The following is a 23,941-nucleotide window of genomic DNA, read 5'->3' on the forward strand; positions in this document are numbered from 1 at the left end:
GGATTCTAATAAGCTTAAACCTTTTTTGGGGAGGAATGCCGGATGTCATCTGTGATCGTGGTTGGGACCCAGTGGGGAGATGAAGGGAAAGGGAAAATTACCGATTATCTAGCGGAAAGCGCGGATGTTATCGCTCGGTATCAAGGCGGGAATAACGCCGGGCATACTGTTGTGTTCGGCGGTAACAAATATAAGCTGCATTTGATCCCTTCCGGAATTTTTTATCAAGACAAAATCTGCATTATAGGAAATGGAGTGGTGATTGATCCTAAGGCACTTGCAGCGGAACTGGAATATCTCCATAAGGCCAATGTCAGTACGGATCACTTGCGAGTTAGCGATAGGGCGCATGTCATTTTTCCCTATCATATCAAGCTGGATGCTTTACAGGAGGATGGCAAGGGTGCCGGCATGATTGGCACGACGCGAAAAGGAATCGGCCCTGCCTATACGGATAAGGCTGCCCGGGTGGGGATACGGATGTCTGATCTTCTGGATCCGAAGGGATTCGAAGAACGGTTAAGACGAAATGTTGCAGAAAAAAATCGAGTCCTTAAAAAAGTTTATAGGACAAAAGGCTTTTCGGTAACGGCTATTTTAAAAGAATACTTGGAGCTGGCTGAGAGGATCCGCCCATATGTGGCTGATACATCTGTACTCCTCAACGATGCGATGGATGCCGGAAAAAAAGTTTTATTTGAGGGGGCACAGGGAGTAATGCTGGATATTGATCACGGAACTTATCCGTTCGTTACCTCTTCGAATCCGATTGCAGGAGGGGTTTGTACCGGATTGGGAGTAGGACCTACCAAGATTCAACATGTGATAGGAATCGCAAAGGCCTACACGACAAGGGTAGGGGATGGTCCCTTTCCGACGGAGATAACCAACGATATTGGTGACCGCATCAGGGAAGTAGGAAATGAATACGGTACTACTACAGGGCGTCCGAGACGGGTCGGGTGGTTTGATAGTGTCGTTGTTCGTTATGCTCAAAGGGTGAGTGGGGTAACAGGCCTCTCTTTAAATTCGCTTGATGTTCTGACAGGAATTGAAAAGCTGAGAATATGCACTGCCTATAAGTATAAGGGGGAAACCATAGAAACATTCCCTGCCAATCTAAATGTTTTGGCACAGTGCGATCCAGTATATGAAGAGCTTCCTGGCTGGACGGAGGACATAACAGGCGTCAAGTCATTGTCCGGTCTGCCTAAAAATGCACGCCACTTTTTGGAAAGAGTGAGATATTTGACAGGCATTCCAATTGCTATTTTCTCTGTTGGGCCAGACCGCGATCAAACGGTTCTAGTGGACAGGATTTTTTAAAGGTCTAAAACGTCTTGTTTTTTCAGATTAGGTGACAAAACTATATCTTTATTTTTCTTTTTGAATACTATTAAGAATAATGGACATATCAATTCATTAGATTGCAATAATGAATAGGAGAGGAGACATGAATGAAAAGGAAACGTTTATTTACATCAGAATCGGTAACAGAGGGCCATCCGGATAAAATGTGTGATCAAATTTCTGATGCGGTCTTGGATGCAATCCTGGAAAAGGACCCAAAGGCAAGGGTAGCTTGCGAAACATCGGTTTCGACAGGACTTGTATTGGTTGCAGGAGAGATTACGACTTCGGCCAATGTGGATATTGCTCAAATTGTGCGCCGTACGGTTAGGGAAATTGGATATACTGATGCTTCATATGGCTTTGATAGCGAAACCTGCGCGGTTTTAACAGCGATCAATGAACAATCCCCGGACATTTCCAGTGGTGTCAATAAATCGCTAGAGGTACGTGAAGGTCTGAAAGAGGATGATGAGCTGGAATTGATCGGTGCGGGCGATCAGGGATTAATGTTTGGCTTTGCATGCAGCGAAACGCCGGAATTGATGCCGTTGCCGATTTCTTTGTCTCACCAACTGGCACGCCGGCTGGCAGAAGTGAGGAAAAATGGAACCATTCCTTACTTGAGGCCAGATGGGAAAACGCAAGTGACGGTCGAATATGATGGAGAAACCCCTATCCGCGTGGATACGATTGTTATTTCAACTCAACACCATCCGGAAATAGCCTTGCCAAAAATAAAGCGGGATTTGCTTGAATATGTCATAAAAAGCACAGTCCCGCATCATATGATCGATGAGAAGACGAAGTACTTTATTAATCCGACCGGCCGGTTTGTCATAGGAGGTCCGCAAGGAGATGCGGGATTAACCGGGAGGAAAATCATTGTCGATACGTATGGCGGGTATGCAAGGCATGGAGGAGGGGCTTTTTCCGGGAAGGACCCGACGAAAGTGGACCGTTCTGCTGCTTATGCTGCGCGGTATGTAGCGAAAAACATCGTGGCTGCTGGGCTAGCGGAGCGATGTGAGGTGCAATTGGCCTATGCCATCGGAGTTGCTCAACCGGTTTCGATCACTGTAGATACGTATGGAACAGGAACCCTGGATGAAGAAGTTCTAGTCCAATTGATAAGGAAAAACTTTGATCTTAGACCGGCAGGCATCATCAAGATGCTGAATCTTCTCCGGCCGATTTACCGGCCGACGGCAGCCTATGGTCATTTTGGCCGAAACGATCTTAACGTGCCGTGGGAACAGACGGATCGAGCTGCTCTATTTCAAGATTTCACATCAGCCAAATAAATCGAGGATTTCAGAGTAAGAAAAAAGGCACTAAAAGATAGTGCCTTAATTCAATTTCAGGCTTTTGAAAAATTCATCTTGTCTTATTTTCATCGAAAGATCCGGATAGGTATTTTCGATAGACTCAATCGTCCAGCCGGCTACCTTGGTTCCGCAAATGACAGCCTCCTTTATCGTTAAACCCCTTACGAGTCCCATTACGGTACCCGAAAAGAACGCATCCCCGGCTCCGCTGGAATCAATCAGCGTAACAGGAAACACCGGCTGATACCCTCTCGCTTTGGATTTGCAGTCATAATAGATGGATCCATGTTTCCCCATTGTCACTATCATAGATCTAATTCCTATGCGGTCGACAAAGTGCATTAACTCATTTAGTTTTTGATTCGTATTCATATGCGTAAAGTTAGGATGTATCAACAAATCGGCTTCAAAATTATTGCATATAAAACATTCGAGCTGACCAAGGATATCGCTATGGGATATTACTACGCTGAAGTTGCCGGGTATACCGTAGACTGGCTTTTTTTCTTTCCTGGCGAGGCTAATGATTCGTTGAGTAATGGAAATATTTAAATCGACTTCAAGTACAATATGGGTTGCTTCCTGAATGAATTTCTCCCCATTTTGCAGGATGAACTCCTCCAAAAGAGCAAGATCCGGCATTTGGGAGATGGAGCCGGCAAGGTCTCCTTTGTCATCTATGATTGCCATCCAGATGCCCATTCCCCGGTTTTCTGCCTTTATCAGATAACTGATATTGACGTGCGATTCTTGTAATTTTGACACTACTTCTTCACCCATCGCGGAAATATCTACAGAGGAGATAAAGCAAGTAGATAAGCTGAGTTTTGCAAGATTTTCTGCAACATTCCTCCCCACGCCACCGTGGACAAACCGGATTTCCCCTAAATTTCTTGCAGATGATTGATAGTTTTGCTTAGCTAACCCTTTGCAGTCCACAAATACCGTCCCTATCACTAAAACAGAAGGGGTCAATAGATTTCACCTCAGTTTCATTAGGAAAGCTTTTGGAGACCGACTCTTTCTCGGCTCCCCCATACTTTATTCGGAATATATTATTCATGCCTTTGTGGTATTGCTATATGCAAGAAACCTATTTCTTTTAATTAAAAATAGGAATTTATAATAGAGTATCAGTCCATACCGTTTCTACTCGAGCGAATAAACTAGTAAGAAGAAAAAGAAAGAAGAGAGATAACAGAGATATAAATTCCAAAATTATGAGGAGTTGTCTGGAATGACTATTTCATAGGATGTGAGAGGATGAAACAAGGATTCAATGAATGTTTTAAAGAAACGACGGAAGCTGAACCTTCAATCCCTGAAAAGACAGCTCCAAGGGAGAAAGAGATTGATGTGTCCAAACCGTTAAAGGAAAAATGTTTGCCAGATTTGGTTCGGGAGAGGAAAACAGTCATAGTGGAATTGGATCCGCCCCGGGATTTGGATTTTTCGGCGTTTATGACAGGAGCTCACGCTCTAAAAGAGGCCGGTGCCGATCTAGTGACTCTCGCAGATAACTCATTGGCCATTACCAGAATGAGCAATATGGCTTTAGGAGCACTTGTAAAAGATCGGGTTGGAATTCGGCCCCTTCTTCACATCACTTGCCGCGATAGGAATTTAATCAGCCAGCAGTCCCACCTAATGGGTCTCTATGCCCTGGGCATTGATCATGTATTGGTTGTCACGGGTGATCCCTCGCGATATGGAGACCTTCCAGGCTCCTCCTCCGTGTACGATATGACTTCATTTGAATTGATTCGCATGATTAAGCAATTAAATGATGGCATCTCCTTCTCGGGTCGTCCCCTCAAGCATCGTTCCTCCTTTATTGTTGGCGCAGCATTCAACCCCAACACGCGTCACTTGAACAAGGCTATTGAACGCTTGGAAAAAAAGATCAAGGCTGGAGCGGACTTCATCATGAGCCAACCACTGTTTTGCCATGAACAAATTGAGCAGGTGGCAAAATCCACGCAGCACTTGTCCATACCTGTCTTCATTGGAGTTATGCCGCTAACCAGCTATAGAAACGCAGAATTTCTTCACAATGAAGTTCCGGGCATTAGAATACCAGATGGGGTACGAGCAAGAATGGCGCGATACCAAGGCGACGAGGCCAGAAATCAAGGATCGGAAATAGCTAAGGAACTTTTGGATACGGTTCTTAAACATTTTCAAGGGATATATCTCATTACTCCGTTTATGCGGTACGACATGACGGCTGAGTTGGCCAGGTATGCAAAAAGCAAGGATTTTCGTCCATAAATGGGCTTGGATAAGTGGGGGCGATTCAGGAATTTGCAACAGGGGTCGCCCCTGCTTGTCTTAAGCGTTAATAAATCATGGTCCTTCCCCGATGAAAATTCGAGAAAAGACCATTCATCTACTTGGATTAAATACTGTGCTACGTGTTTATTTTTTTTATAAAACTTTTTAGTGTGGAATCGTCGACAATTAATTTGGATAAGTAGTTTTTATAATTGAAAAGTTCCTTTTGTTCATCCGTTAAAGAAGGTTTCGAACAGACCATCCAAGAATCATGCCATGGAGCGGAACCATGCCAATCTGTTGACAGTTCGATAACTTGGAGACCGCAGTACTTTGCCAATGATCTGAATCCATCAGGGTAAAATCTCCAGCAGTCTACCGGAAATCTGTGCTCGGGGCCTGATGAGGGGGCAATGATGCAGCATATGCCATTTTCTTTCAATACTCTTGTTATTTCAAGCATTGTGATCCAAAAATATTCTACATGCTCAAAGCATTGCCCGGAAATAACCACATCAAAACTTTCAGATTCGATATTTTTCCAATCATACATTCCAGCTAAGACAATATCCACATTTTTCCCTTTTTCCAAATCACAGCCAAAATAGCTCCAACCACTTACATTAAAGAGTGGCTTATAAGTCCCGTTTACATCCATACTTCCTATGTCGAGTATTTTTAGGGGTTTATTCGCATAAACGGATAAATACTTTTTTACAAACTCCTTCATTCTGATCAAAGAGCTCTTATGCATTTGCTTGAACCTCCTGTATGATTGCATCGGATTATTTATAGTATGTGAAAGAAAGCAAAAGGGGATATTGCATTAGCATATTTCTATAAAAATGGGGATTTCAACATGAGGTATAAGTCCATGCGTTTTCCTGCCTGTTGAATAGAATACTGAGAAAGGGGTGTTTCCAGGCAACACCAAGCGGTTCATTGTCTGGGCTATGCAATTTTCAGTTGCAGGGAAAATTCATTGTAAAAAAAGGATGGGTTAATATGAGCTGGAACTATCATCATGTCCCTTTTAAGATGGATACTTGCAGTTATTTGCCGCCAAGGTTTATTCAAAAAGGTGCGTGGTCTGGCCATCGCAGGTTTGGATACGATTTGGTGAGATTCGCAAAGCCCCGAAAGGTTGTGGAACTGGGTACTCATTTTGGTACTTCGTTCTTCACCTTTTGTCAGGCAGCAAAGGACGGAGGACTGAAAACAAAATGTTTTGCCCTGGATACTTGGGCAGGGGACCCGCATAGCGGCTTCTATGGAGATCATGTTTACCAGGCTGTTTCGAGATTTACTGATGAGGAATATGCTGATATCGGAATTCTTGTCCGCGGAACCTTTGACCAGTCTCTGGATAAGTTCGAGGATGATTCGATTGATTTGCTTCATATAGACGGCTTTCATACCTTTCAGGCAGTATTGCATGATTATACAACGTGGTATAGGAAACTGGCTAAAAACGGGATTATTTTATTTCATGATATCTTTGTCAGAAGACGCAATTTCGGCGTATTTGTCCTGTGGGAGGGATTAAAACAATACCCCTATATCGAATTTCAGCATTCCTTCGGATTAGGCGTCCTTTTCCCAAAAGGTTATGATGAATCATTTAATGAAGTTTTTTTAAAGAAAGCTGAGTTTCAAAAAGTATATAAATAATTTAGCGGTCTTGTTTGAACAAGATACAAATGAAGGGAGGCCATGCTTAAAAGGATGCTAACGATAGTTATTCCTGTACTGAACCGGATTGAACTAACAAGGGAATGTATTAGACATATAAGAGAAAATTCCAGCAAGCATATCCCGATTGTCATTGTTGATAATGGATCAAGTGAGGATGTAAGAAAAGAATTAATTAAAATAGGCGATAAGCTTATCGCGCTGAATAAAAATTTAGGAGTTATTCCAGCAATGAATGCGGGATGGAAGCATTGTGATACAGATTATGTCATGTTCATGCACAATGACCTTTATATTTTAGAAAAATATTGGGACTCTAGGGTAGAAAATGTATTGGGTACAGTTCCTAATGTTGGCGTAGCAGGTTTTGGCGGTGGAGATGAAGTAGCAAAAAATGGCTGGCGACTGAATTTTTCAAGCAATCTGATAAACGCGGAAGCGCATGGAAGAAGAATTCGGAGCAATTATATTCCATCTGTTGTGCAAGACGGCATGTGTTTAATAGTGCGAAAACAATTATTGGAAGATATGGGGACTATAGCTAAAGAATACTCAATTCATCACTTTTATGATTACGACCTATGCTTAGAATCTATATATCGCGGGTATAAGGTAGTGACTATAGGGGTTAGTATTAATCATTTAGGGTGGCAAACGTCGAAAGGGCAAGAGTATAATAGCTTGCTTAGGGAAAAGAGAACCAGCGATTCTGCATTACGCGAAGGAAACAGAAAAATCTATTGCAGGAAATGGGAAAACCGACTCCCAATCCATGTGGATTCGGCTTTTAATTACTATAATGCGCGAGGGCCAATTCAGATGAAATAACATATTTTTAAGAAGGGATGACTAAGGTGAGGAATATTTTTCATGAGTTTCTTAAGCACTACTTCCACAGTGGAGTTTGGAATAGAGATACCAAGTGGCTGGGAGTCCCCATCCTCAATTTTCCTCTTGATTTATTTTTGTTTCAAGAAATGATTGTTGAAATAAAGCCTGACCTAATAGTGGAATGCGGAACTTATAACGGGGGAAGTGCATTATTCTTTGCATCCATCCTTGACCTTATTAATAAAGGGAAGGTCATAACCATCGATACTGCCCCTCAACCGAACCTCCCCAGTCATCCAAGAATAACATACTTTAAAGCCTCTTCGACTTCCCCTGAAGCCATAGCGAAGGTGAAAGCCATGATAAATCCGGGAGATGCCGTCATGGTCTTCTTAGACTCCGACCATAGAAAAAACCATGTTCTCAGTGAAATGAGATTATATAACCAATTCGTTTCAAAAGGGAGCTATATGGTTGTGGAAGATACGTGTATCAACGGCCATCCGATTCTTCCGAATTACGGACCTGGACCAATGGAAGCGGTGGAAGAGTTCCTGATTGGAAATAATGAATTTTTTGTAGATGAAAGCAAGCATAAATTTTTTGTGACTTTTCATCCTAGAGGCTTTTTGCGAAAGAAATAAATTAAAAGGATATGTGGGTGATAGCCGATGAAAGGCATTATTCTCGCAGGTGGGACGGGATCAAGACTTTATCCGCTTACAAAAGTGATAAACAAACACATGCTTCCCGTCGGTAAGTATCCCATGATCTATCATAGTGTTTATAAATTGAGTGAGGCCGGCATTAGCGATATCCTGATTATCAGCGGTCGGGAGCATATGGGAGACATGGTGAAACTAATGGGAAGCGGAAGCGAGTTTGGGGTGTCATTTACCTACCGCGTCCAGGATCAAGCCGGAGGGATTGCCGAAGCTTTGGGACTCGCGGAGGACTTCGCTTCAGGACAGCTTATGACCGTTCTCTTAGCAGATAATCTTTTTGCCGATCATATCAGTCCTTACGTCGAGAAATTTAAAAAGCAGGGGAAAGGAGCTAAGATCCTCCTAGTCAAAGTAACAGATCCGCAGCGATATGGAATTGCGGAGTTACTGGGAGAAAAGGTCATTTCAATTGAAGAAAAGCCCCGGCACCCAAAAAGCAACTATGCTGTAACTGGCATCTACATGTATGACAGCCGTGTCTTCGAGATTATCAAAACCTTGAAACCTTCCGCTCGGGGAGAACTAGAGATTACGGATGTCAACAACTTTTATATGAGAGAGAATATGCTGACTTATGATTATCTTCAAGGGTGGTGGACCGATGGCGGTACTCATGAATCTTTTTTGCGGGCCAATCAATGGGCAGAGAAGGTGGATTATGGGGAATTTGGACTATAGGAATTTGAACTATATATTGCCGCTAAAGGCAGCTTGAAAGGGGAGTTGAAACGATGAAATTGCTGATCACAGGCGGTGCCGGTTTCATTGGCAGCAATTTTATTCGCTATATGATCAGGAAATATCCCCATTATCAAATCGTTAACTTGGATAATCTGACTTATGCAGGGAATCCGGATAACTTGGAGGATGTAAAAAATCACTCCAATTATTATTTTATAAAAGGGGATATTAGTGACTCGCAGTTGATAGATTCAGTACTATCAGGCCAAGCAGGCAACAGGATGGATGATCCGGTTGACATTGTCATTAATTTTGCTGCCGAATCCCATGTAGACCGAAGCATCTTGCATCCAGACAGGTTTGTTCGAAGCAATATCTGTGGGACGCAAGTACTCTTGGACTTGGCACTCAAATATAATTTAAAAAAATTCATACAAATATCCACGGATGAAGTTTACGGATCTATAGGTCAATTAGGTTATTTTACGGAAGAAACGCCCCTTGCTCCCAACAGTCCCTATTCCGCAAGCAAGGCTGGAGCTGATTTGCTTGTCCGCGCTTACAATAAAACCTATGACTTGCCAACCAACATTACGCGTTGTTCCAACAATTACGGACCATATCAGTTTCCGGAAAAGCTGATCCCCCTGGTGATTACTCACGCAATTCAGGATAAAGAACTTCCTGTTTACGGCGATGGATTGCATGTCCGCGATTGGCTGCATGTGGAAGATCACTGTTCAGCCATTGACAGTGTTCTTCATCGTGGAAAGCCGGGAGACGTTTATAATATCGGCGGAAATAATGAATGGACCAATATCGAAATTGTGAAAAAAATATTAAGGATTTTGGGGAAGCCGGATAGTCTGATTCAATTTGTCAAAGACCGCCCTGGGCACGATAGACGCTATGCGATCGATTCAACCAAAATCCAGCGTGAACTCAATTGGGTTCCAAGACATAGCTTTGAAGAGGGTATAGAGCAAACGGTCCTTTGGTATCTCAATAATCAGGAATGGTGGAAACGGATCCTCAGCGGAGAATTCCGAAGGTCACTCTGATTATATTCATAGGGTGATTGCGTGTACGCTGTTCAAAATAATAAGAATTTTTACCAGGCTGTTTCGAGATTTACTGATGAGGAATATGCTGATATCGGAACTCTTGTCCGTGGAACCTTTGACCAGTCTCTGGATAAGTTTGAGGATGATTCGATTGATTTGCTTCACATAGACGGCTTTCATACCTTTCAGGCAGTATTGCATGATTTTTAGCATTCCTACGGATTAGGTGTCCTTTTTCCTAAAGGTTATGATGAAAGATTTAATGAAGTTTTTTTGAAGAAAGCTGAATTTCAAAAAGTATATATCAGGTGATTTTATTAATCTGACGCTCTTGAGTCCCACGAACTTTAAACTGGAAAAGGGTATCTAAATGAGAGGAGGCCAATAAGAAAGATGCTAACGATAGTTATTCCAGTATTGAACCGAATTGAACTAACGAGGGAATGTATTAGGCATATTAGGGAAAATTCCAGTAAGCATATTCAAATTGTTATTGTTGACAATGGATCAAGTGAAGATGTGAGAAAAGAATTAATAAAATTGTGCGATAAACTTATTACACTAGATAAAAATTTGGGAGTTATTCCAGCAATGAATGTGGGATGGAAGCATTGCGATACAGATTATATCATGTTCATGCACAATGACCTTTATATTCTGGAAAAGGATTGGGACTCTAGAGTAGAAAATGTATTAAGAAAAGTTTCTAATATTGGTGTGGCAGGTTTTGGCGGTGGTAATGGCATAAGGAAAGATGGTCGTAGAATGCATTTTGCCAGCAATATGATTAATGCAGAGAAATACGGTAGAAGAATTACAAGCGACTATATTCCATCTGTTGTTCAAGACGGCATGTGTTTAATAGTGCGAAAACAATTATTGGAGGATATGGGGACTATAGCTAAAGAATACGTAATCCATCACTTTTATGATTACGACCTATGCTTAGAATCTATTTATCGCGGGTATAAGGTAGCAACTATAGGGGTTAGCATTAATCATTTAGGGTGGCAAACGTCGAAAGGGATAGAGTATAATTTATGGCTCAGAAAAATGAGAACCAATGATTCCGCATTATTCGAAGCAAACAGAAAAATCTATTATCGAAAATGGGGAAAGCGAGTCCCAATCTATGTGGATTCAGACTTTAATTACTATAATGCGCTAGGACCAATTCAGAAATGATATTTGAAATAAAGCCTGATCTTATAATTGAATGCGGAACGAAACACGGGGGCAGTGCCCTATTCTTTGGATCCATCCTTTACCTTATTAATAAAGGGAAGGTCATGTCCATCGATACTGCCCCTCAACCGAACCTCCCCAGTCCAAGACATGGCTTTGAAGAGGGTATAGAGCAAACAGTCCTTTGGTACCTCAATAATCAGGAATGGTGGAAACGGATCCTCAGCGGAGAATTCCGAAGGTCACTCTGATTATATTCATAAGGAGGTGATTATATGTACGCTGTTCAAAATAATAAGAAATACAAGATTGCCATAAAAATCTGTGCACCCAACTCCAAAGTTGCCATATACTCGGGAGATTACCTTTTGGCTTTGTGTCTAAAGCAGGAATTTGAAAAAAAAGGGAATCCAACGATTATACAATGCTTGAATGAATGGAATGATGGCAAAGATTCCAACTGCGATACCGTTATTTTCTTAAGAGGACTCCGCGCGTACCAGCCGAAAAAGCACCACGTAAACATCCTGTGGAACATTTCACACCCCGATAATGTTCCCATTAATGAGTATAATAAATATCATTTTGTCTTAATTTCTTCTATAAAATGGGCAGAGATAATAAAACCTAAAGTAAAAGTACCTGTAGAACCGATGCTTCAGTGTACCGACTTAAATATGTTTAAACCCTTTCAAGATGAAAGTTTTAGAAAAGAACTTTTGTTTGTTGGAAATTCGCGTGGAATCTATAGAAAAATAATAAAAGATTTGCTCCCTACCACAAGACAGCTGTCAGTTTATGGTAAGAATTGGGGGCGATTAATCGATAAAAGGTATATTAAGGGACAGAATATACCATACAGCGAACTTCATAAATATTATGGATCCTGTGATATATTATTGAATGATCACTGGGACGATATGAGAAAGAAAGGCTTTATTAATAATAGGATATTTGATGGTCTTGCTTCGGAAGCATTTATTATTTCTGATCATGTGAGCGGAATAGAAGATGTGTTTGGCCAAAGTGTGGTGACTTACAATTCTCCCAAAGAACTGCGGGAACTCATCGATTATTATCTTGCCCATCCCGAATTGAGAAGGCAGAAAGCGCGCGAGGGGGCCATCATTGTACAGGAACATACCTATGCGAAGCGTGTGGAAAGATTACTCGAGATAATTGATCATTTACATTTCAGAAAAAAAATAACCTCCAAAGATCCGCGGAATAGCCCAGCTTTTCTTAAAAAAAATACCACAAGATCTAAACCCGCTCCAAAAAATAATCCAAAAACCAAACAATCAAGCGGAAAACCAATTAGAAGGGTTAATTCACGACACTGGACAATGTAAATCCGTTTGGCCTCTAAAATCAAGTGAATGGTGGATACCTATGGCTAAAAAGCTAAAAATATTAATACTTGCAAAACCATTTGGGAAGATATACCCAAAGCATAAGGCTAAATATGATTTTCTGAAAGCTATTGAAGAATTTGCCCATGTTCAATACTGGTCTAAAAATGGAGATATCCGTGACATCATTCGAAAAATTGGTTACATTCCGGATTTTATCTTTCAATATGATATAGCATATGGTTACAGCTATACTCCAAAAGTATGGGGACTAGACCAAGTTTCGATTCCCAAAGGGGCTTATGTCAATGACGCGCAATGGTCCCCACAAAATCGGATGAGATATTTTGAGCAGAACCGGATTGACATCATATTTTCAACCTATAAATATGGTTTTTTAAGCAGATATCCGAAGTTTAAAAGCAAATTTCGCTGGTTGCCTTATTCTATCAATCCGCAAGTCACGAAAGACTGGGGGGCAAATAAAGAAATTGATTTTCTTTTCATGGGTCAGATCGATCCCCGCTATCCATTTCGGGCGGCAGTTGTTGACAGGATGAAGGGTATTTCGGGATTTAAATACTATAGTCATCGAAATAATGCTCCATTGCCAAAGAATATGAAGCTTAATGAGGAGTTTTCTAAGGAAATAAATCGTTCCAAAATCTTTTTTACATGTGGGTCAATATTTAAATATGCTGTATTGAAATTTTTTGAAGCTCCTGGGTCCCGAACTCTGCTTTTAGCGGAACCCAACCAGGATATTTTGGATTTAGGATTTAAAGATGGAGAAAACTTTGTTGCCTGTAACCAGGATAATTTTTATGAAAAAGCGATGTATTATTTGGAAAATGAAGAAGAGCGCGAAAGGATTACTCAGAATGGATATGAGTTCATTCATACTTTTCATACTAATCGTGTCCGGGCTCAGCAGTTTGTCAAGAATATACAGGATTTCCTGAAGACATTACCCGCGAAAAAAAAGAAAATGCTACCTCAACCTAAGCACGAAGCAAATGCTAGAAATTGGGCATTAAATCAAAAGCGCCAAACCAATGCTAGACATTGGACCATAAATCAAAAGCGCCAAACCGAAAATTCGAATTGGAATGTATATAGAATTGATAAGAAACAGAATTGACTCCTCATCAGGGAGATTACGATAGAGGGAGGAAATGTTTCTTGAAACATTTGAAACTATTGATTCTCGTTAAGCCTTTTGGGAAGCTTTACCCGAAACATCGACCGAAATACGACTTCCTGGAAGCGATCGCGAAATTTTCTTATGTTAAGTTTTGGCACCAAGATGGGGATATAAGGACGATCTTGAGGAGGCTGAACTTTAAACCGGATTTTATCTACCATTTTGATGTTGGATATAATTATTCTCTTTCACCGAAAATTACTGGTCTCAATCTAGTGGATATACCCAAGGGGACTTACATTTATGATGAACACTGGAATCCGGCAAGCAGAATCAGATACCTGCAGAACAACAAGATCGATATCATATTTTCACCTAACAAATCTACATTTTTGAGGAGATATCCGAAATTCAAGCCGAAATTCAGGTTTTTGCCATATTCGATCAATCCTCACGTGATGAAAGATTGGCAATTGCCCAAAGATAGGGATTTTATGCTGATAGGATCATCTCCCAAGGAATGGTATCCGTTCAGGAACGAGGTTTACAAAAGAATGCGCGACGTTGAAGGATTTGAGTTTCTTCCGCATCCGGGTCATAAGAGTCCGCCCAGTAAGAATCTGATGGTAAATGGGAAATATGCTCAAGAACTGAACCGGGCAAAGATATATTTCACCTGCGGAAGCAAATTCCAGTATCCGCTAGCCAAATTCTTTGAAGTTCCCGCGTGCGGCACGCTGCTTCTGGCAGAACCTAATCAAGATATTTTCGATTTGGGCTTTAAGGATGGAGTCCATTTTGTAGCGTGCAACAAAACTGATTTTTATGAGAAAGCCATGTACTATTTGGAGAACGAGGAAGAACGGAATGAGATTGTAAAAAACGGGCATGATTTCGTTCACGCTTATCATACGCATGAAGTTCGTGCCAAACAATTTCTTAAGTATATTGACGATTTCCTTAAAATGGTATATAAAGCCCCCAGAACCTCCCCTCCCACTAAACCCGCAAGAAAGGTAAACGCAAGGCATTGGAATCCCAGTCAACCTAAGGAAACGAGTTCAAAAAATGTCCATATGTTTAGGGTTGATGATAGAAAGCACTAGAACGGTATGGTGAATTCTAGAAAGAGGGTGAAGCGTATTGACTAAAAAAATAATAGTGGAGATTGATTTCAATACATGGAAAATAAGGGGTGCAAATTCAGGACAGCAATTCACCAAACCATGGATTGAAAATAGAATATCCATTTTTATGAATTTCACTTTGAATAGTTTAAAAAACCAGACAAACCAAAATTTCCTCGCTTTGATTCGTTATGCTGACCAAACGGAAGGATTGGTTAAACAGGCACTAAAAAAATACCCTGGTTTGCCGGCAAATATTAAATTTGCAAAACTATCAAACCATATGCAAATATCATTGGAATATATACAAGGATCTGAATTTACTTATATTGTCCGATTAGACTCTGATGATATGTATCATCTTAGTTTTATTCAACAGTTGCATGATTATAAGCCCAAGGAAGGTACCAAGGTGCTGATCAACCAGAAAGGCTACATGTACAATTCATTAAACTACAGTTTGTCTACCTACACTCGTTCCTCTCCACCCTTCTATACGTTAATATATAAGACGGAAGACTATTTGCAAGGAATCAGATATCGAATAAAGGGCCATGCGAATGCGATAAGACTGCGCCATGAAATATTAAAACCGCGGAATTTTATTGTAGTCATCCACAATGGAAACTCGTTAAGCACTTTCGTAAAAGAGAAGATGGTTACGAATCCATTAGAGGTAAAAAGAATTCTTCAGCAATTTATGGGGGGGAACATCCCGGCGCCACCCAAAAGGCCTAATTTCAAGCGCAGGGTCAATTCTACTCATTGGACGGCAAATGGGATGCCTCCAAATAACACATCACAGGGAGACTCTCAAATGTTTAAGTTGAACAGAAATGATCCCAAGAAAGACAATCGATAGAAACAGAGCCAGCATCATAAGTGCTGGCTCTTTTCGATAATTAGACCCATAATGAGCTTTGACGTCTTTTTAATGAGTCTTTCCCCCTTGCACCCAGTGCACGGCTCCTCCGTTTCCGCTGTATTGATGCCTAGATGCTCCATTTCCGGTCCAATGCCTCCCGGAACTTTTCCCGGGATGTGCCAATTGTGCTTTTGCGTTAGTATGAGATGCAATAGACTTATTTAACGGTAGAGGTATTTTGACCGTTCCCTTGGCAACATTGGATATCCCCTGCCCGATGTCGATAGCAACCTTTCCGAAACGCTCCGCGATCTGCTGGCTTAGTACGATGGCGCCAACTCCAGCTCCGAGAAAGGCAATATCAAAGTCTAGTGATTCCAATTGCTTTAATACTTTGGGAATATTGTAATAGTTATTGATGTTCAAGGTGCTAGCTATGGAGAAGTTCCAGTGATGGGCAGCGTATTGCGCTGCTACTTTGAACTGTACTGCCCACTTGGAGATAACTGCAATTCGCTTTCCGACCATGAGCTTCCAGAATGAGGAATCAGATAAGATGTTGCGAAACATATAAGCATCAAATGTGGCTTTAGGGCTGATTCCGTGATACTCAAAAATTTTATCCGTCAGAGGCCGTTTATACTTATCAGGGGCATAGATCCTTTTGTCATTGTAAGGGAGGATTCCGATAAGATCTACACTTTTCAGGGAGGCTAGAACTTCATCCCTTGCTTTGGTGTCTGGGAGTCTTACGCCTGCCGGGTGGGAAGGCCATTGAGAACCAACGGCTGTTTTCTTTAATTCTTTTTCAGGCAAAAGGTCATATTGGGCAAGAACTATATTTTCTCCGTCGCCTACCCTGACTACACTGAATGGACGCTTATCTTTCAAGGCTGCGCCAATGGCCTGCAAAACCTGGTTCTTAGTGAGAGGCCTAGTTTGGTCCATAAACCTTTTTTCCACCTCCAACGAATAGAAACATGGGATGACGATAATAGTATATGTCCTTTATTTGATTAAGGTATAGATGGATATCCTTCCTCATTTGCATAGATGAAAAGGGTTTTCGTCCAAACCGATACGGTCAGTCAGCATACAATGACAGCATATGGGAGTTTTGTTGAAGGGAGCTGGGTTCAATAACAAAATTGTGCTTTGCCGTCCTTGTTCATGAAAATAGGGAATCAGTCCGGGAAATGCTGGAAAACATTAAGCACTTTTGTCCCAACAGCGAAATTGTGCTCTATAACGGGGGATACCATAAGGCTTTGAGCGAGGGTTTGGGATATCCGGTGTGCCCGGCGAGCAAAAAGTTAAGCTATGGAAAAACCACAATATATATGCTCGAAGTGATGCGATGGCTGCAAAAGATTCAAATGAAATATGATTACTTGATTAATTTGGATTCGGATGCTCTGTTTGCCAGAAAGGGATTTGAAGAATTTATTGCTGATGAAATGGGCAACAAAGAATATATGGGCGTTCGGGTCAGGGTTCCGGAAAGGGAGTGGTATCCAGGCATTTGCATTAGGAGGGAATGGGCAAGGTGGAGGCCCATCTTTAAAACGGAACAGTTTTTGGGATGTTTTAATGTGGGGCAGGTATATAGTAAACGACTGGTTCAGCGGATTATACAATTTGAACAGATAAATCAGGTCGAAAAAAATTTGCTGCAGACTACTGCATTCGGAACCGATGAAACGGTCTACGTGAATCTAGTGAAAAGGCTAGGATTTGAACCTAAACGCTATCCTGATGATGCAGCGTGTTCCATACGATTCCGGCCTCATTTTACGGAAGCTGAAATTAAACATTTGCTAGACCATCAACCCCGCGCATTTCTATTCCATCCGATATCAAGAGATTTGTATAACGGTGCCCGCAGCTTTATAAGAAGTCTAGTAAGCGGGAACAGGGACATCACCCGCGAGCCTCCCCAATCTTCATCAAGTCAGGTTGCGAAACCGACATTACCAAACCCTCAGATTGGTCTGCGAAAGAGTGTAAATGTGATCCGGATCTCCAATCAGAAATAAGTAATTTGGCACCCTTGTATGTTAGGGTGCTATTTTTATAGGTCATTGTCATCCATCATTCAACCATTTATTCGTAATACTAGTTCAATCAACTATACCTTTGACAAGGATAATTCATAGTATATGTTAGTCAATTTTTAGATATGGGGTGATTAAACGTGGGAGAGGAAGAAACATCAAGTGTCAGTCCTTCGCTCAAAATTGGAGTCATTGGCTTAGGATTCGTCGGCCTTCCGCTTTCATTGCTGTTTGTAAAAAAAGGGTACCATGTGCTTGGCATTGATATTGATCAGAAGAAAGTGAACTTGCTAAATCAAGGTTTCAGTTATCTTTCGGATTTGACGAATGAAGAAGTTCAACAGGCGCTCGATACCAAACGGTTCAAGGCCACAAACAACTATGATGCCATTAATGCGGTTGATGCAATCATCGTTTGTGTCCCCACCCCCCTTACTCAGGATGATGCTCCCGACCTAAGCTACTTGGAAGAAGCAGGCAAGGAGATTGCTCAAAGGTTGCGCGCTGGGCAGCTGGTTGTATTGGAAAGTTCCACTTATCCGGGAACCACGCGGGATGTCTTGCGGCCGATTCTTGAGGAAACGGGTCTAAAGGCTGGAAGGGACATTTTCTTGTGCTACTCTCCTGAGCGAATCGACCCGGGGAATAAAGAATACCCTCTGAAAAAAATACCCAAAGTGTTTGGGGGGATTACAGATCAGTGCCTTAAGAGGGGAAATGAACTTTACAGACAAGTATTTGACAAAGTCATTCCCGTTTCGTCTCCGGAGGTGGCTGAACTTACCAAATTGGTAGAAAACTGTTACCGGTTGGTCAATATTTCGTTTGTGAATGAACTTTCCCAAATCTGCGATAGTCTCGATATTAACTTATGGGAGGTCATTGAAGCGGCTAAGACGAAACCCTATGGCTATTCGGCCTTTTATCCGGGGCCAGGAATTGGAGGGCACTGTATTCCTGTTGACCCGCTCTATCTGCAATGGAAAACAGTACAAAACGGAACACCAAGTCTTTTTATTGAATTGTCGGAGCGGATTAACCGACAAATGCCACAATATATTGTCGGTCGCGTCAGGGACCTTTTGTCCGGAAGTCAAGGTTTAGAAGGATCGAAAATATTGCTTTATGGCGCAGCTTATAAGAAGGATATCAATGACGTCAGGGAATCCAGCATATTCGAATTCATCAGGCTGCTCAGGGAGGAAGGGGCAGAGGTATTCTATCATGATCCACTTGTACCTAATCTGAAGATCGGGGAAGAGAGAATGGATAGTGTCGCGCTCACAGATCATCTGCTCGCGAGCATGGATTGTGTCGTGATCCATACGGATCATTCCCATATGCCTATGAAACAAATATTGGATTATTCCAAAATGGTATTCGATGCGCGTAATGCAACCAAGGGGATGCAAGGAAAAGCAAAGATCTACCGCTTGGGAGGAGGAGGCCTGTGAGAATTCTCATTACAGGCGGTGCCGGCTTTATAGGATCCCATTTGGTTGAAGCCGTGGCTCAGCAAGGCCATAATGTAACTGTAATTGACGATCTGTCAACAGGGAAGCGTTCATTCGTGGCAAGAGCGGAGAAGCAATTTGATATAAGTTTTGTGCAAGGATCCGTTTTGGACCGGGCGCTTTTGAAGGAACTGATTGATGATACCGATCTTATTTTTCATATGGCTGCTGTGCTCGGGGTCAAAAATACGGTAGAAAACCCGCTGAAAATAATTGAAGGGAATATTGATGGAACCCGAAATGTGTTGGAATTGGCGTCATCCCGAAACGCAAAAGTGATTTTTGCATCCACATCTGAAGTGTATGGCAAAAACGACCAGCTTCCTTTTACTGAGGAATCAAGCAGGGTATTAGGTCCCACGACCACCCATCGGTGGTGTTATGCAGCAGCGAAAGCATTGGATGAGCATATGTGTTTCGCTTACGCGGATAAAGGACTGCCGGTAACCGTGATCCGCTATTTCAATATCTTCGGATCTCGTGCCATTGCGACTCATTACGGAGGGGTTATTCCCAATTTCATTTCAGCCGCTATAAGCGGGAACCCTATTAGAGTCTTCGGAACGGGGGAACAAACCCGCTGCTTCACCTTCATTTCGGATGCCATTAAGGGAACTGCAGCCTGCATGGACAGGAAATTTGACGGCCATGCCTTTAATATAGGAACGGAACAAGAGATATCAATCAATAAGCTGGCTGAAAAAATCAAAAAATTGACTGGAAGCTCATCGGAGATCATCCATATTCCTTATGAAGAAGCTTATGGCAAGGGCTATGAGGATACGCCCAACAGAGTTCCTGATCTGAGCAAAGCGAGGACTCTTCTGCAATATCAGCCGTCCGTTGGCATAGATGAAGGCTTGCGCCATACGATTGAGTGGTTCCGCAATGAGGCGGACGGAGGCCCTGCAGAGGGCTGAGAACACCAAAAGAACAGGAGAGGTTAAAATGCCAGAAGGCTGCAAGCGGCATAAGCAACCGAGAGTCACTGTTATCATTCCTACGTATAATCGTGCGAACGAGATCGGGCGTGCGATCATGAGTGTCACGAACCAGAGTTATCCCCATTGGAAACTGCTGGTGGTAGATGATGGCTCAACAGATGATACGGAAGCAAAAATGAGAGAATGGACCAGGAAGGACGAGCGAATCAGCTATTATAGGATGCATGGCAATAAGGGGGTTTGCCACGCCCTGAATCAGGCGCTGAAACTAGTCGATACGGAATTCATGGTTCAAGTGGACAGCGATGATTGGCTGGAGCCATCCGCTTTGGAAGTCCTGATAAAGGAGATGGATCAGGCTCCTGCAGCAACGGCGCTTGCCTATGGAAACCATGTTCAATGGACCGGATCGTCAAAAAGCCCCGTCATGAAGCGGCGATCGTACCGGTCGGATCAGCGATACGACCTTATTGCCTGGACGTCTTCCATGTACCCCCGGTTTTATAGGACCTCCTGTCTGCGGGAAGTAGGCGGGTGGGAAACCGATGATAAATATGGCGGGAGATACATGGAGGATCGGCGCATTATGTTCAAGCTGATTGAACGCTATGATTTCCGGTGGGTCGATCGCCATCTGTATAATCTGACAAGAGAGCATCAAAAGGGCAGGCTTACATTGCAGGAAAACAAGCACAAGTACAATGAAATTCAAAAGGAAATGATTACACGATACTTGAAAAAGTGGGGAGATAAGTACTATCCCTGGTTCTACTTAAGCAATGGATGGCTTCAAGTGCAGCTGATTGCCAGAGACAAATTTTCTCCTCCCCCTCCCCAAAAACCTTCCTCATTTCCCCATTCCGCCAGGGCCGTTCATTGGACCGGAAGCAGAATGGGAAATTCAAACATCTCTCCAGGAAACTATCGGATCTTCAGAAATAATAGCTAGGCCAGCGCGGAGAAGAGATTCGAAATGCCTATGCTTACTAATGGTCTTTATCCGATTCTATATAATAGAAAGGATGGTGAAAGGGAGATGAACAAAAACAAGAAAATAGTCAAGAAAATTAAAATAAGGAAAAGCGTTGGGAGCTGCGGGAAGACGCATGCCAAAGCCTGTGAGTTTATCTGTGGCGGATCGCCATCTGATAAGAACTGCAAGAGTTCATGTATTTCCTTCTTATGCCGCAGGGAACTCGCCGGAATAAAGAAAAAAAGTAAGCTTAAGACCCCAAAAGGGAAAAAGTCAAAAGATGTTCGGGTGGAACGGATGGAGAGCCAAAACAGAAAGAAAAAAGACAAGAAAAGCAAAAAGAACAAGAGCATTGGCCAAAGAGTCAAGACGAAATATGTCGGGAGACAAACGTGCATTTAAAAGGAACCCGCATGATGATTATATCCGACTGCCCATTTTCATGGATTGGGGTAGCTGCCCCCCTATATCATGAATAAATTACCATAGATCAGCCAGTGACCTTGAAAAGAAGGTGAATCACAAATCATGAGGATTCTTGTAACAGGAGGGGCCGGGTTTATTGGTTCTCACCTCGTAGACCGTTATGTTACCCTTGGATGCGAGGTCATCGCTGTCGACAACCTTTCCACTGGTGATAGGAAGAATGTTCATCCGAAAGCGCGATTCATCCAAATGGATCTCTCGGATCATCGCTTGGAGGAATTGATCTTGGAGGAAAAGCCGGACCTGATTAATCATCACGCAGCTCAGGTGAATGTACGAACCTCTGTCAACGAACCGATAACCGATCTTGAAATCAATCTCCGGGACACCATTAGACTTCTCGATGCATCAGGGAAAGCGGGGATCAAGAAATTCATTTTTGCTTCTTCCGGAGGGGCAATCTATGGAGCATGTAAGGCTCCCCCAACAGAAACTGCTACTGCAAATCCGATCTCCCCATACGGAATCAACAAATGGGCTGCAGAGCGCTATGTTGCTTTTTTTGCTCAGTCGCATGGGTTTGACTGGACCATTTTGAGGTATGCCAACGTTTATGGCCCCCGCCAAGTTCCTCATAGCGAGTCAGGGGTGATCGCCATTTTCATTGACCGATTGCTCAAAGGAGTGGCGCCGACGATCTATGGCAACGGGGAGCAGATTCGGGATTATATCCATGTGCATGATGTGGTGGAGGCGAATATGAGGTTTAGCCGGCTGAATCAATCGGTCAATGAAGTATTCAATGTAGGTACAGGAAGAGGGACTTCCTTGAACGAATTGGTTTCCACAATTAACCAATCCCTGTCTCAACCGATTGCAGCGGTGTACACTCATCCCAAATTCGGAGACTTAGACTGGAGTATTCTTTGCATCGAAAAAATTAAAAAGTGGGGTTGGGCTCCGAGAATCGATTTGGAAGATGGGCTTAAAGATCTTTTATCCATGGGAGGGTAAATGTTGATTACAAGGGGGATTGTATGTGGTTGAATTAATGGATATTACCTGGCTTCACTTAGCCATCTTGATTCTGGCCTCTTTCCGCTTAACTCATTTGGTTGTTTACGATGAGATCACTTCATTTATCAGAGCTCCTTTTATGTCTGAATCTTACGAGTTGGATGATAATGGCGAGATGATACGCAAGGTGGAGATTAAGGGTTCAGGCCTTCGGTACTGGATCGGGAGCTTATTAAGCTGCCATTGGTGTGTAGGCATCTGGTCTTCCTTGGCGCTGGTCCTGTTGTATTGGTTTCTGCCTCTAAGTTTTGTCGCCATAATCATTCTTGCCGTCTCCGGCGGTGCGGCAATCCTTTCATCAAGAGTTTAGTGAGGGTAATCGGATAAAGCCGGCATGCGGGCATGCCCTATTACTGCGAATCAGGACAATCTGCTGGAGCATATAGTAAGGCAGAGGTGAAGCGCCATGATTCAAAAGAGTAAAGAGCCAGTGATCAGAAATGTTCGCATGGAATTTTCTGGCGAGTGCAAATCGAAGGAAGAATTCCATGATTTCCTTGCTAAATTGATCCTAAAAAATGAGCAGCATAAATCAAAAAACCTCACGAAGTAAGAGGTTTTTATTTTCGTCCAATAATTCAATAGTGATTGGTATTCAACTATTGGGCGATTGGACCGGCAAGTGGAATACCTTTAATGGCACTGATTGTGGTAAGCATAGCAAAGTGTTCATTTTTGGTAAAATTGCATTTACTCTTTAATCGTGACGTAATATACTAAAAATAGATAAAAAAGCCTACCCAAAAAATGGGTTGCAGTAAAGCGAATCTATAATGAAATGATGAAAATGGCAAAATCACTGAAAGGTGATGACGCAAAGCTAAAGGGGCTAAGTTGGTTAAACCGATAAGTCAGCCAGTTGCCGAATATGGAAAGCAAAGGCCCCCTTTATATTCGAATGGAGGGTAATCTTGAGTATACTGACCGAAAAACAGGTGACGCGTATAATTGAATTAATGCGAATGGACTCCAACAATTTTAACCAGATGGTTAGTATGGAGTTTCGTCATCAGTTGATTAATGATTATGGGTTAACCCATAAAGAAATTGATATGATGGAGCACATTTTGTGCGAAGCGTATAGAAATATTACTGAATTGCTTTGCGAACATTGAGTTGAAAAATGTCAACGGCAAGGGTGACCGGGAACAATCCAGTGTGCTAGCCCATGGTTCCTCTGTTCTCGGAATATTTTAATATTTAATGATAAGGGAGGCGTTACTATCAGATGCCTTCTTTATTTTTGCTCAAATATTAAATATTTATTTCCAAATGGGGAAGGATTTTCCACATACTCCTGTTGAATAGTAGTATGTTAGAAAAATATAGCAGATA

Annotated in this window: 25 protein-coding genes, 2 pseudogenes and 1 riboswitch; of the genes and pseudogenes, 24 read left to right on the forward strand and 3 right to left on the reverse strand. The window is 42.2% G+C overall.

Going from position 1 to position 23,941, the window contains the following annotated elements; genetic code table 11:
* Positions 1–42: 42 nt before the first annotated feature.
* Together ABLT31_RS25670 and metK are read left to right on the forward strand one after the other, a co-directional pair.
* Positions 43–1,326, forward strand: a complete 1,284-nt coding sequence (locus ABLT31_RS25670; protein ID WP_367757173.1) for an adenylosuccinate synthase — start codon at positions 43–45, stop codon at positions 1,324–1,326.
* A gap of 131 nt (positions 1,327–1,457) precedes the next feature.
* On the forward strand, positions 1,458–2,654 hold the full coding sequence (metK, locus tag ABLT31_RS25675) for a methionine adenosyltransferase (protein WP_367757175.1): 1,197 nt from the start codon (positions 1,458–1,460) through the stop codon (positions 2,652–2,654).
* A gap of 45 nt (positions 2,655–2,699) precedes the next feature.
* Here the strand turns inward: metK and ABLT31_RS25680 are convergent, their stop codons facing one another.
* The gene (locus tag ABLT31_RS25680) at positions 2,700–3,635 is read right to left on the reverse strand and encodes a PfkB family carbohydrate kinase (protein WP_367757178.1); all 936 of its coding nucleotides are present in this window, start codon (positions 3,633–3,635) and stop codon (positions 2,700–2,702) included.
* Positions 3,636–4,052: 417 nt separating this feature from the next.
* On the opposite strand from ABLT31_RS25680, the pseudogene ABLT31_RS25685 reads away from it, so the two are divergent.
* A pseudogene (locus ABLT31_RS25685) lies at positions 4,053–4,949 on the forward strand (methylenetetrahydrofolate reductase); the annotation flags it as partial.
* 139 nt (positions 4,950–5,088) lie between these two features.
* Here ABLT31_RS25685 and ABLT31_RS25690 read toward each other — a convergent pair.
* Entirely contained in the window at positions 5,089–5,682 is a 594-nt protein-coding gene (locus ABLT31_RS25690; RefSeq protein WP_367757180.1) for a methyltransferase domain-containing protein, read from the reverse strand.
* A gap of 275 nt (positions 5,683–5,957) precedes the next feature.
* Between ABLT31_RS25690 and ABLT31_RS25695 the strand changes: the two genes are divergently transcribed.
* From ABLT31_RS25695 to ABLT31_RS25750, 12 genes and pseudogenes are all read left to right on the forward strand, one after another.
* The gene (locus ABLT31_RS25695; protein WP_367757182.1) at positions 5,958–6,623 is read left to right on the forward strand and encodes a class I SAM-dependent methyltransferase; all 666 of its coding nucleotides are present in this window, start codon (positions 5,958–5,960) and stop codon (positions 6,621–6,623) included.
* A 54-nt stretch (positions 6,624–6,677) separates the two neighbouring features.
* On the forward strand, positions 6,678–7,472 hold the full coding sequence (locus ABLT31_RS25700) for a glycosyltransferase family 2 protein (protein ID WP_367757184.1): 795 nt from the start codon (positions 6,678–6,680) through the stop codon (positions 7,470–7,472).
* Positions 7,473–7,489: 17 nt separating this feature from the next.
* The gene (locus ABLT31_RS25705) at positions 7,490–8,119 is read left to right on the forward strand and encodes a CmcI family methyltransferase (protein WP_367757186.1); all 630 of its coding nucleotides are present in this window, start codon (positions 7,490–7,492) and stop codon (positions 8,117–8,119) included.
* 27 nt (positions 8,120–8,146) lie between these two features.
* The gene (locus ABLT31_RS25710) at positions 8,147–8,878 is read left to right on the forward strand and encodes a sugar phosphate nucleotidyltransferase (protein WP_367757187.1); all 732 of its coding nucleotides are present in this window, start codon (positions 8,147–8,149) and stop codon (positions 8,876–8,878) included.
* A 53-nt stretch (positions 8,879–8,931) separates the two neighbouring features.
* Positions 8,932–9,942 carry a dTDP-glucose 4,6-dehydratase gene (gene rfbB, locus ABLT31_RS25715; protein WP_367757188.1) on the forward strand — a complete coding sequence of 337 codons (1,011 nt, stop codon included), beginning with the start codon at positions 8,932–8,934 and terminating at the stop codon, positions 9,940–9,942.
* A 21-nt stretch (positions 9,943–9,963) separates the two neighbouring features.
* Entirely contained in the window at positions 9,964–10,155 is a 192-nt protein-coding gene (locus ABLT31_RS25720; protein WP_462976536.1) for a class I SAM-dependent methyltransferase, read from the forward strand.
* A 183-nt stretch (positions 10,156–10,338) separates the two neighbouring features.
* Positions 10,339–11,130, forward strand: a complete 792-nt coding sequence (locus ABLT31_RS25725) for a glycosyltransferase family 2 protein (RefSeq protein ID WP_367757189.1) — start codon at positions 10,339–10,341, stop codon at positions 11,128–11,130.
* A pseudogene (locus ABLT31_RS25730) lies at positions 11,124–11,273 on the forward strand (CmcI family methyltransferase); the annotation flags it as partial. The gene ABLT31_RS25725 and the pseudogene ABLT31_RS25730, both read left to right, overlap by 7 nt.
* Before the next feature lie 132 nt (positions 11,274–11,405).
* Positions 11,406–12,482: a CgeB family protein gene (locus ABLT31_RS25735; protein ID WP_367757190.1), complete on the forward strand. Its 1,077-nt coding sequence runs from the start codon at positions 11,406–11,408 to the stop codon at positions 12,480–12,482.
* A gap of 40 nt (positions 12,483–12,522) precedes the next feature.
* Entirely contained in the window at positions 12,523–13,623 is a 1,101-nt protein-coding gene (locus tag ABLT31_RS25740; RefSeq protein WP_367757191.1) for a glycosyltransferase family protein, read from the forward strand.
* A 41-nt stretch (positions 13,624–13,664) separates the two neighbouring features.
* Positions 13,665–14,732 (forward strand): glycosyltransferase, encoded by a 1,068-nt coding sequence (locus tag ABLT31_RS25745; RefSeq protein ID WP_367757193.1) that lies wholly within the window; start codon positions 13,665–13,667, stop codon positions 14,730–14,732.
* Positions 14,733–14,787: 55 nt separating this feature from the next.
* A complete protein-coding gene (locus ABLT31_RS25750) occupies positions 14,788–15,615 on the forward strand; it encodes a glycosyltransferase (RefSeq protein ID WP_367757313.1) in 828 nt (275 codons plus the stop codon).
* A gap of 69 nt (positions 15,616–15,684) precedes the next feature.
* On the opposite strand, the gene ABLT31_RS25755 is transcribed toward ABLT31_RS25750, so the two are convergent.
* Positions 15,685–16,566 (reverse strand): GT-D fold domain-containing protein, encoded by an 882-nt coding sequence (locus tag ABLT31_RS25755; protein WP_367757194.1) that lies wholly within the window; start codon positions 16,564–16,566, stop codon positions 15,685–15,687.
* A gap of 200 nt (positions 16,567–16,766) precedes the next feature.
* On the opposite strand from ABLT31_RS25755, the gene ABLT31_RS25760 reads away from it, so the two are divergent.
* The 9 genes from ABLT31_RS25760 (at position 16,767) to ABLT31_RS25800 (ending at position 23,721) form a co-directional block, all read left to right on the forward strand.
* Positions 16,767–17,654: a hypothetical protein gene (locus ABLT31_RS25760; protein ID WP_367757195.1), complete on the forward strand. Its 888-nt coding sequence runs from the start codon at positions 16,767–16,769 to the stop codon at positions 17,652–17,654.
* A gap of 158 nt (positions 17,655–17,812) precedes the next feature.
* On the forward strand, positions 17,813–19,126 hold the full coding sequence (locus ABLT31_RS25765) for a nucleotide sugar dehydrogenase (RefSeq protein ID WP_367757196.1): 1,314 nt from the start codon (positions 17,813–17,815) through the stop codon (positions 19,124–19,126).
* On the forward strand, positions 19,123–20,106 hold the full coding sequence (locus ABLT31_RS25770) for an NAD-dependent epimerase/dehydratase family protein (RefSeq protein ID WP_367757198.1): 984 nt from the start codon (positions 19,123–19,125) through the stop codon (positions 20,104–20,106). The genes ABLT31_RS25765 and ABLT31_RS25770 overlap by 4 nt, the downstream gene beginning before the upstream one ends.
* On the forward strand, positions 20,075–21,079 hold the full coding sequence (locus ABLT31_RS25775) for a glycosyltransferase family 2 protein (RefSeq protein ID WP_367757200.1): 1,005 nt from the start codon (positions 20,075–20,077) through the stop codon (positions 21,077–21,079). The genes ABLT31_RS25770 and ABLT31_RS25775 overlap by 32 nt, the downstream gene beginning before the upstream one ends.
* 24 nt (positions 21,080–21,103) lie before the next feature.
* Positions 21,104–21,505: a hypothetical protein gene (locus tag ABLT31_RS25780; protein WP_367757201.1), complete on the forward strand. Its 402-nt coding sequence runs from the start codon at positions 21,104–21,106 to the stop codon at positions 21,503–21,505.
* A 126-nt stretch (positions 21,506–21,631) separates the two neighbouring features.
* On the forward strand, positions 21,632–22,543 hold the full coding sequence (locus tag ABLT31_RS25785; protein ID WP_367757202.1) for an NAD-dependent epimerase/dehydratase family protein: 912 nt from the start codon (positions 21,632–21,634) through the stop codon (positions 22,541–22,543).
* Between the two features lie 25 nt (positions 22,544–22,568).
* Positions 22,569–22,916, forward strand: a complete 348-nt coding sequence (locus ABLT31_RS25790; protein WP_367757204.1) for a DUF1360 domain-containing protein — start codon at positions 22,569–22,571, stop codon at positions 22,914–22,916.
* A gap of 96 nt (positions 22,917–23,012) precedes the next feature.
* Positions 23,013–23,159, forward strand: a complete 147-nt coding sequence (locus tag ABLT31_RS25795) for a hypothetical protein (protein WP_367757205.1) — start codon at positions 23,013–23,015, stop codon at positions 23,157–23,159.
* Between the two features lie 226 nt (positions 23,160–23,385).
* A riboswitch (cyclic di-GMP riboswitch) is annotated at positions 23,386–23,473 on the forward strand.
* A 44-nt stretch (positions 23,474–23,517) separates the two neighbouring features.
* The gene (locus ABLT31_RS25800; protein WP_367757207.1) at positions 23,518–23,721 is read left to right on the forward strand and encodes a hypothetical protein; all 204 of its coding nucleotides are present in this window, start codon (positions 23,518–23,520) and stop codon (positions 23,719–23,721) included.
* Positions 23,722–23,941 lie beyond the last annotated feature (220 nt).

Source organism: Ammoniphilus soli (assembly GCF_040813775.1).

Bases quoted from the DNA above. Each gene is read 5' to 3' on its own strand.
- ABLT31_RS25670 (WP_367757173.1), top strand. From the start codon at position 43: ATGTCATCTGTGATCGTGGTTGGGACCCAGTGGGGAGATGAAGGGAAA.
- metK (WP_367757175.1), top strand. From the start codon at position 1,458: ATGAAAAGGAAACGTTTATTTACATCAGAATCGGTAACAGAGGGCCAT.
- ABLT31_RS25690 (WP_367757180.1), bottom strand. From the start codon at position 5,682: ATGAAGGAGTTTGTAAAAAAGTATTTATCCGTTTATGCGAATAAACCC.
- ABLT31_RS25695 (WP_367757182.1), top strand. From the start codon at position 5,958: ATGAGCTGGAACTATCATCATGTCCCTTTTAAGATGGATACTTGCAGT.
- ABLT31_RS25700 (WP_367757184.1), top strand. From the start codon at position 6,678: ATGCTAACGATAGTTATTCCTGTACTGAACCGGATTGAACTAACAAGG.
- ABLT31_RS25705 (WP_367757186.1), top strand. From the start codon at position 7,490: ATGACTAAGGTGAGGAATATTTTTCATGAGTTTCTTAAGCACTACTTC.
- ABLT31_RS25710 (WP_367757187.1), top strand. From the start codon at position 8,147: ATGAAAGGCATTATTCTCGCAGGTGGGACGGGATCAAGACTTTATCCG.
- rfbB (WP_367757188.1), top strand. From the start codon at position 8,932: ATGAAATTGCTGATCACAGGCGGTGCCGGTTTCATTGGCAGCAATTTT.
- ABLT31_RS25725 (WP_367757189.1), top strand. From the start codon at position 10,339: ATGCTAACGATAGTTATTCCAGTATTGAACCGAATTGAACTAACGAGG.
- ABLT31_RS25735 (WP_367757190.1), top strand. From the start codon at position 11,406: ATGTACGCTGTTCAAAATAATAAGAAATACAAGATTGCCATAAAAATC.
- ABLT31_RS25740 (WP_367757191.1), top strand. From the start codon at position 12,523: ATGGCTAAAAAGCTAAAAATATTAATACTTGCAAAACCATTTGGGAAG.
- ABLT31_RS25755 (WP_367757194.1), bottom strand. From the start codon at position 16,566: ATGGACCAAACTAGGCCTCTCACTAAGAACCAGGTTTTGCAGGCCATT.
- ABLT31_RS25775 (WP_367757200.1), top strand. From the start codon at position 20,075: ATGAGGCGGACGGAGGCCCTGCAGAGGGCTGAGAACACCAAAAGAACA.
- ABLT31_RS25780 (WP_367757201.1), top strand. From the start codon at position 21,104: ATGCCTATGCTTACTAATGGTCTTTATCCGATTCTATATAATAGAAAG.
- ABLT31_RS25785 (WP_367757202.1), top strand. From the start codon at position 21,632: ATGAGGATTCTTGTAACAGGAGGGGCCGGGTTTATTGGTTCTCACCTC.
- ABLT31_RS25795 (WP_367757205.1), top strand. From the start codon at position 23,013: ATGATTCAAAAGAGTAAAGAGCCAGTGATCAGAAATGTTCGCATGGAA.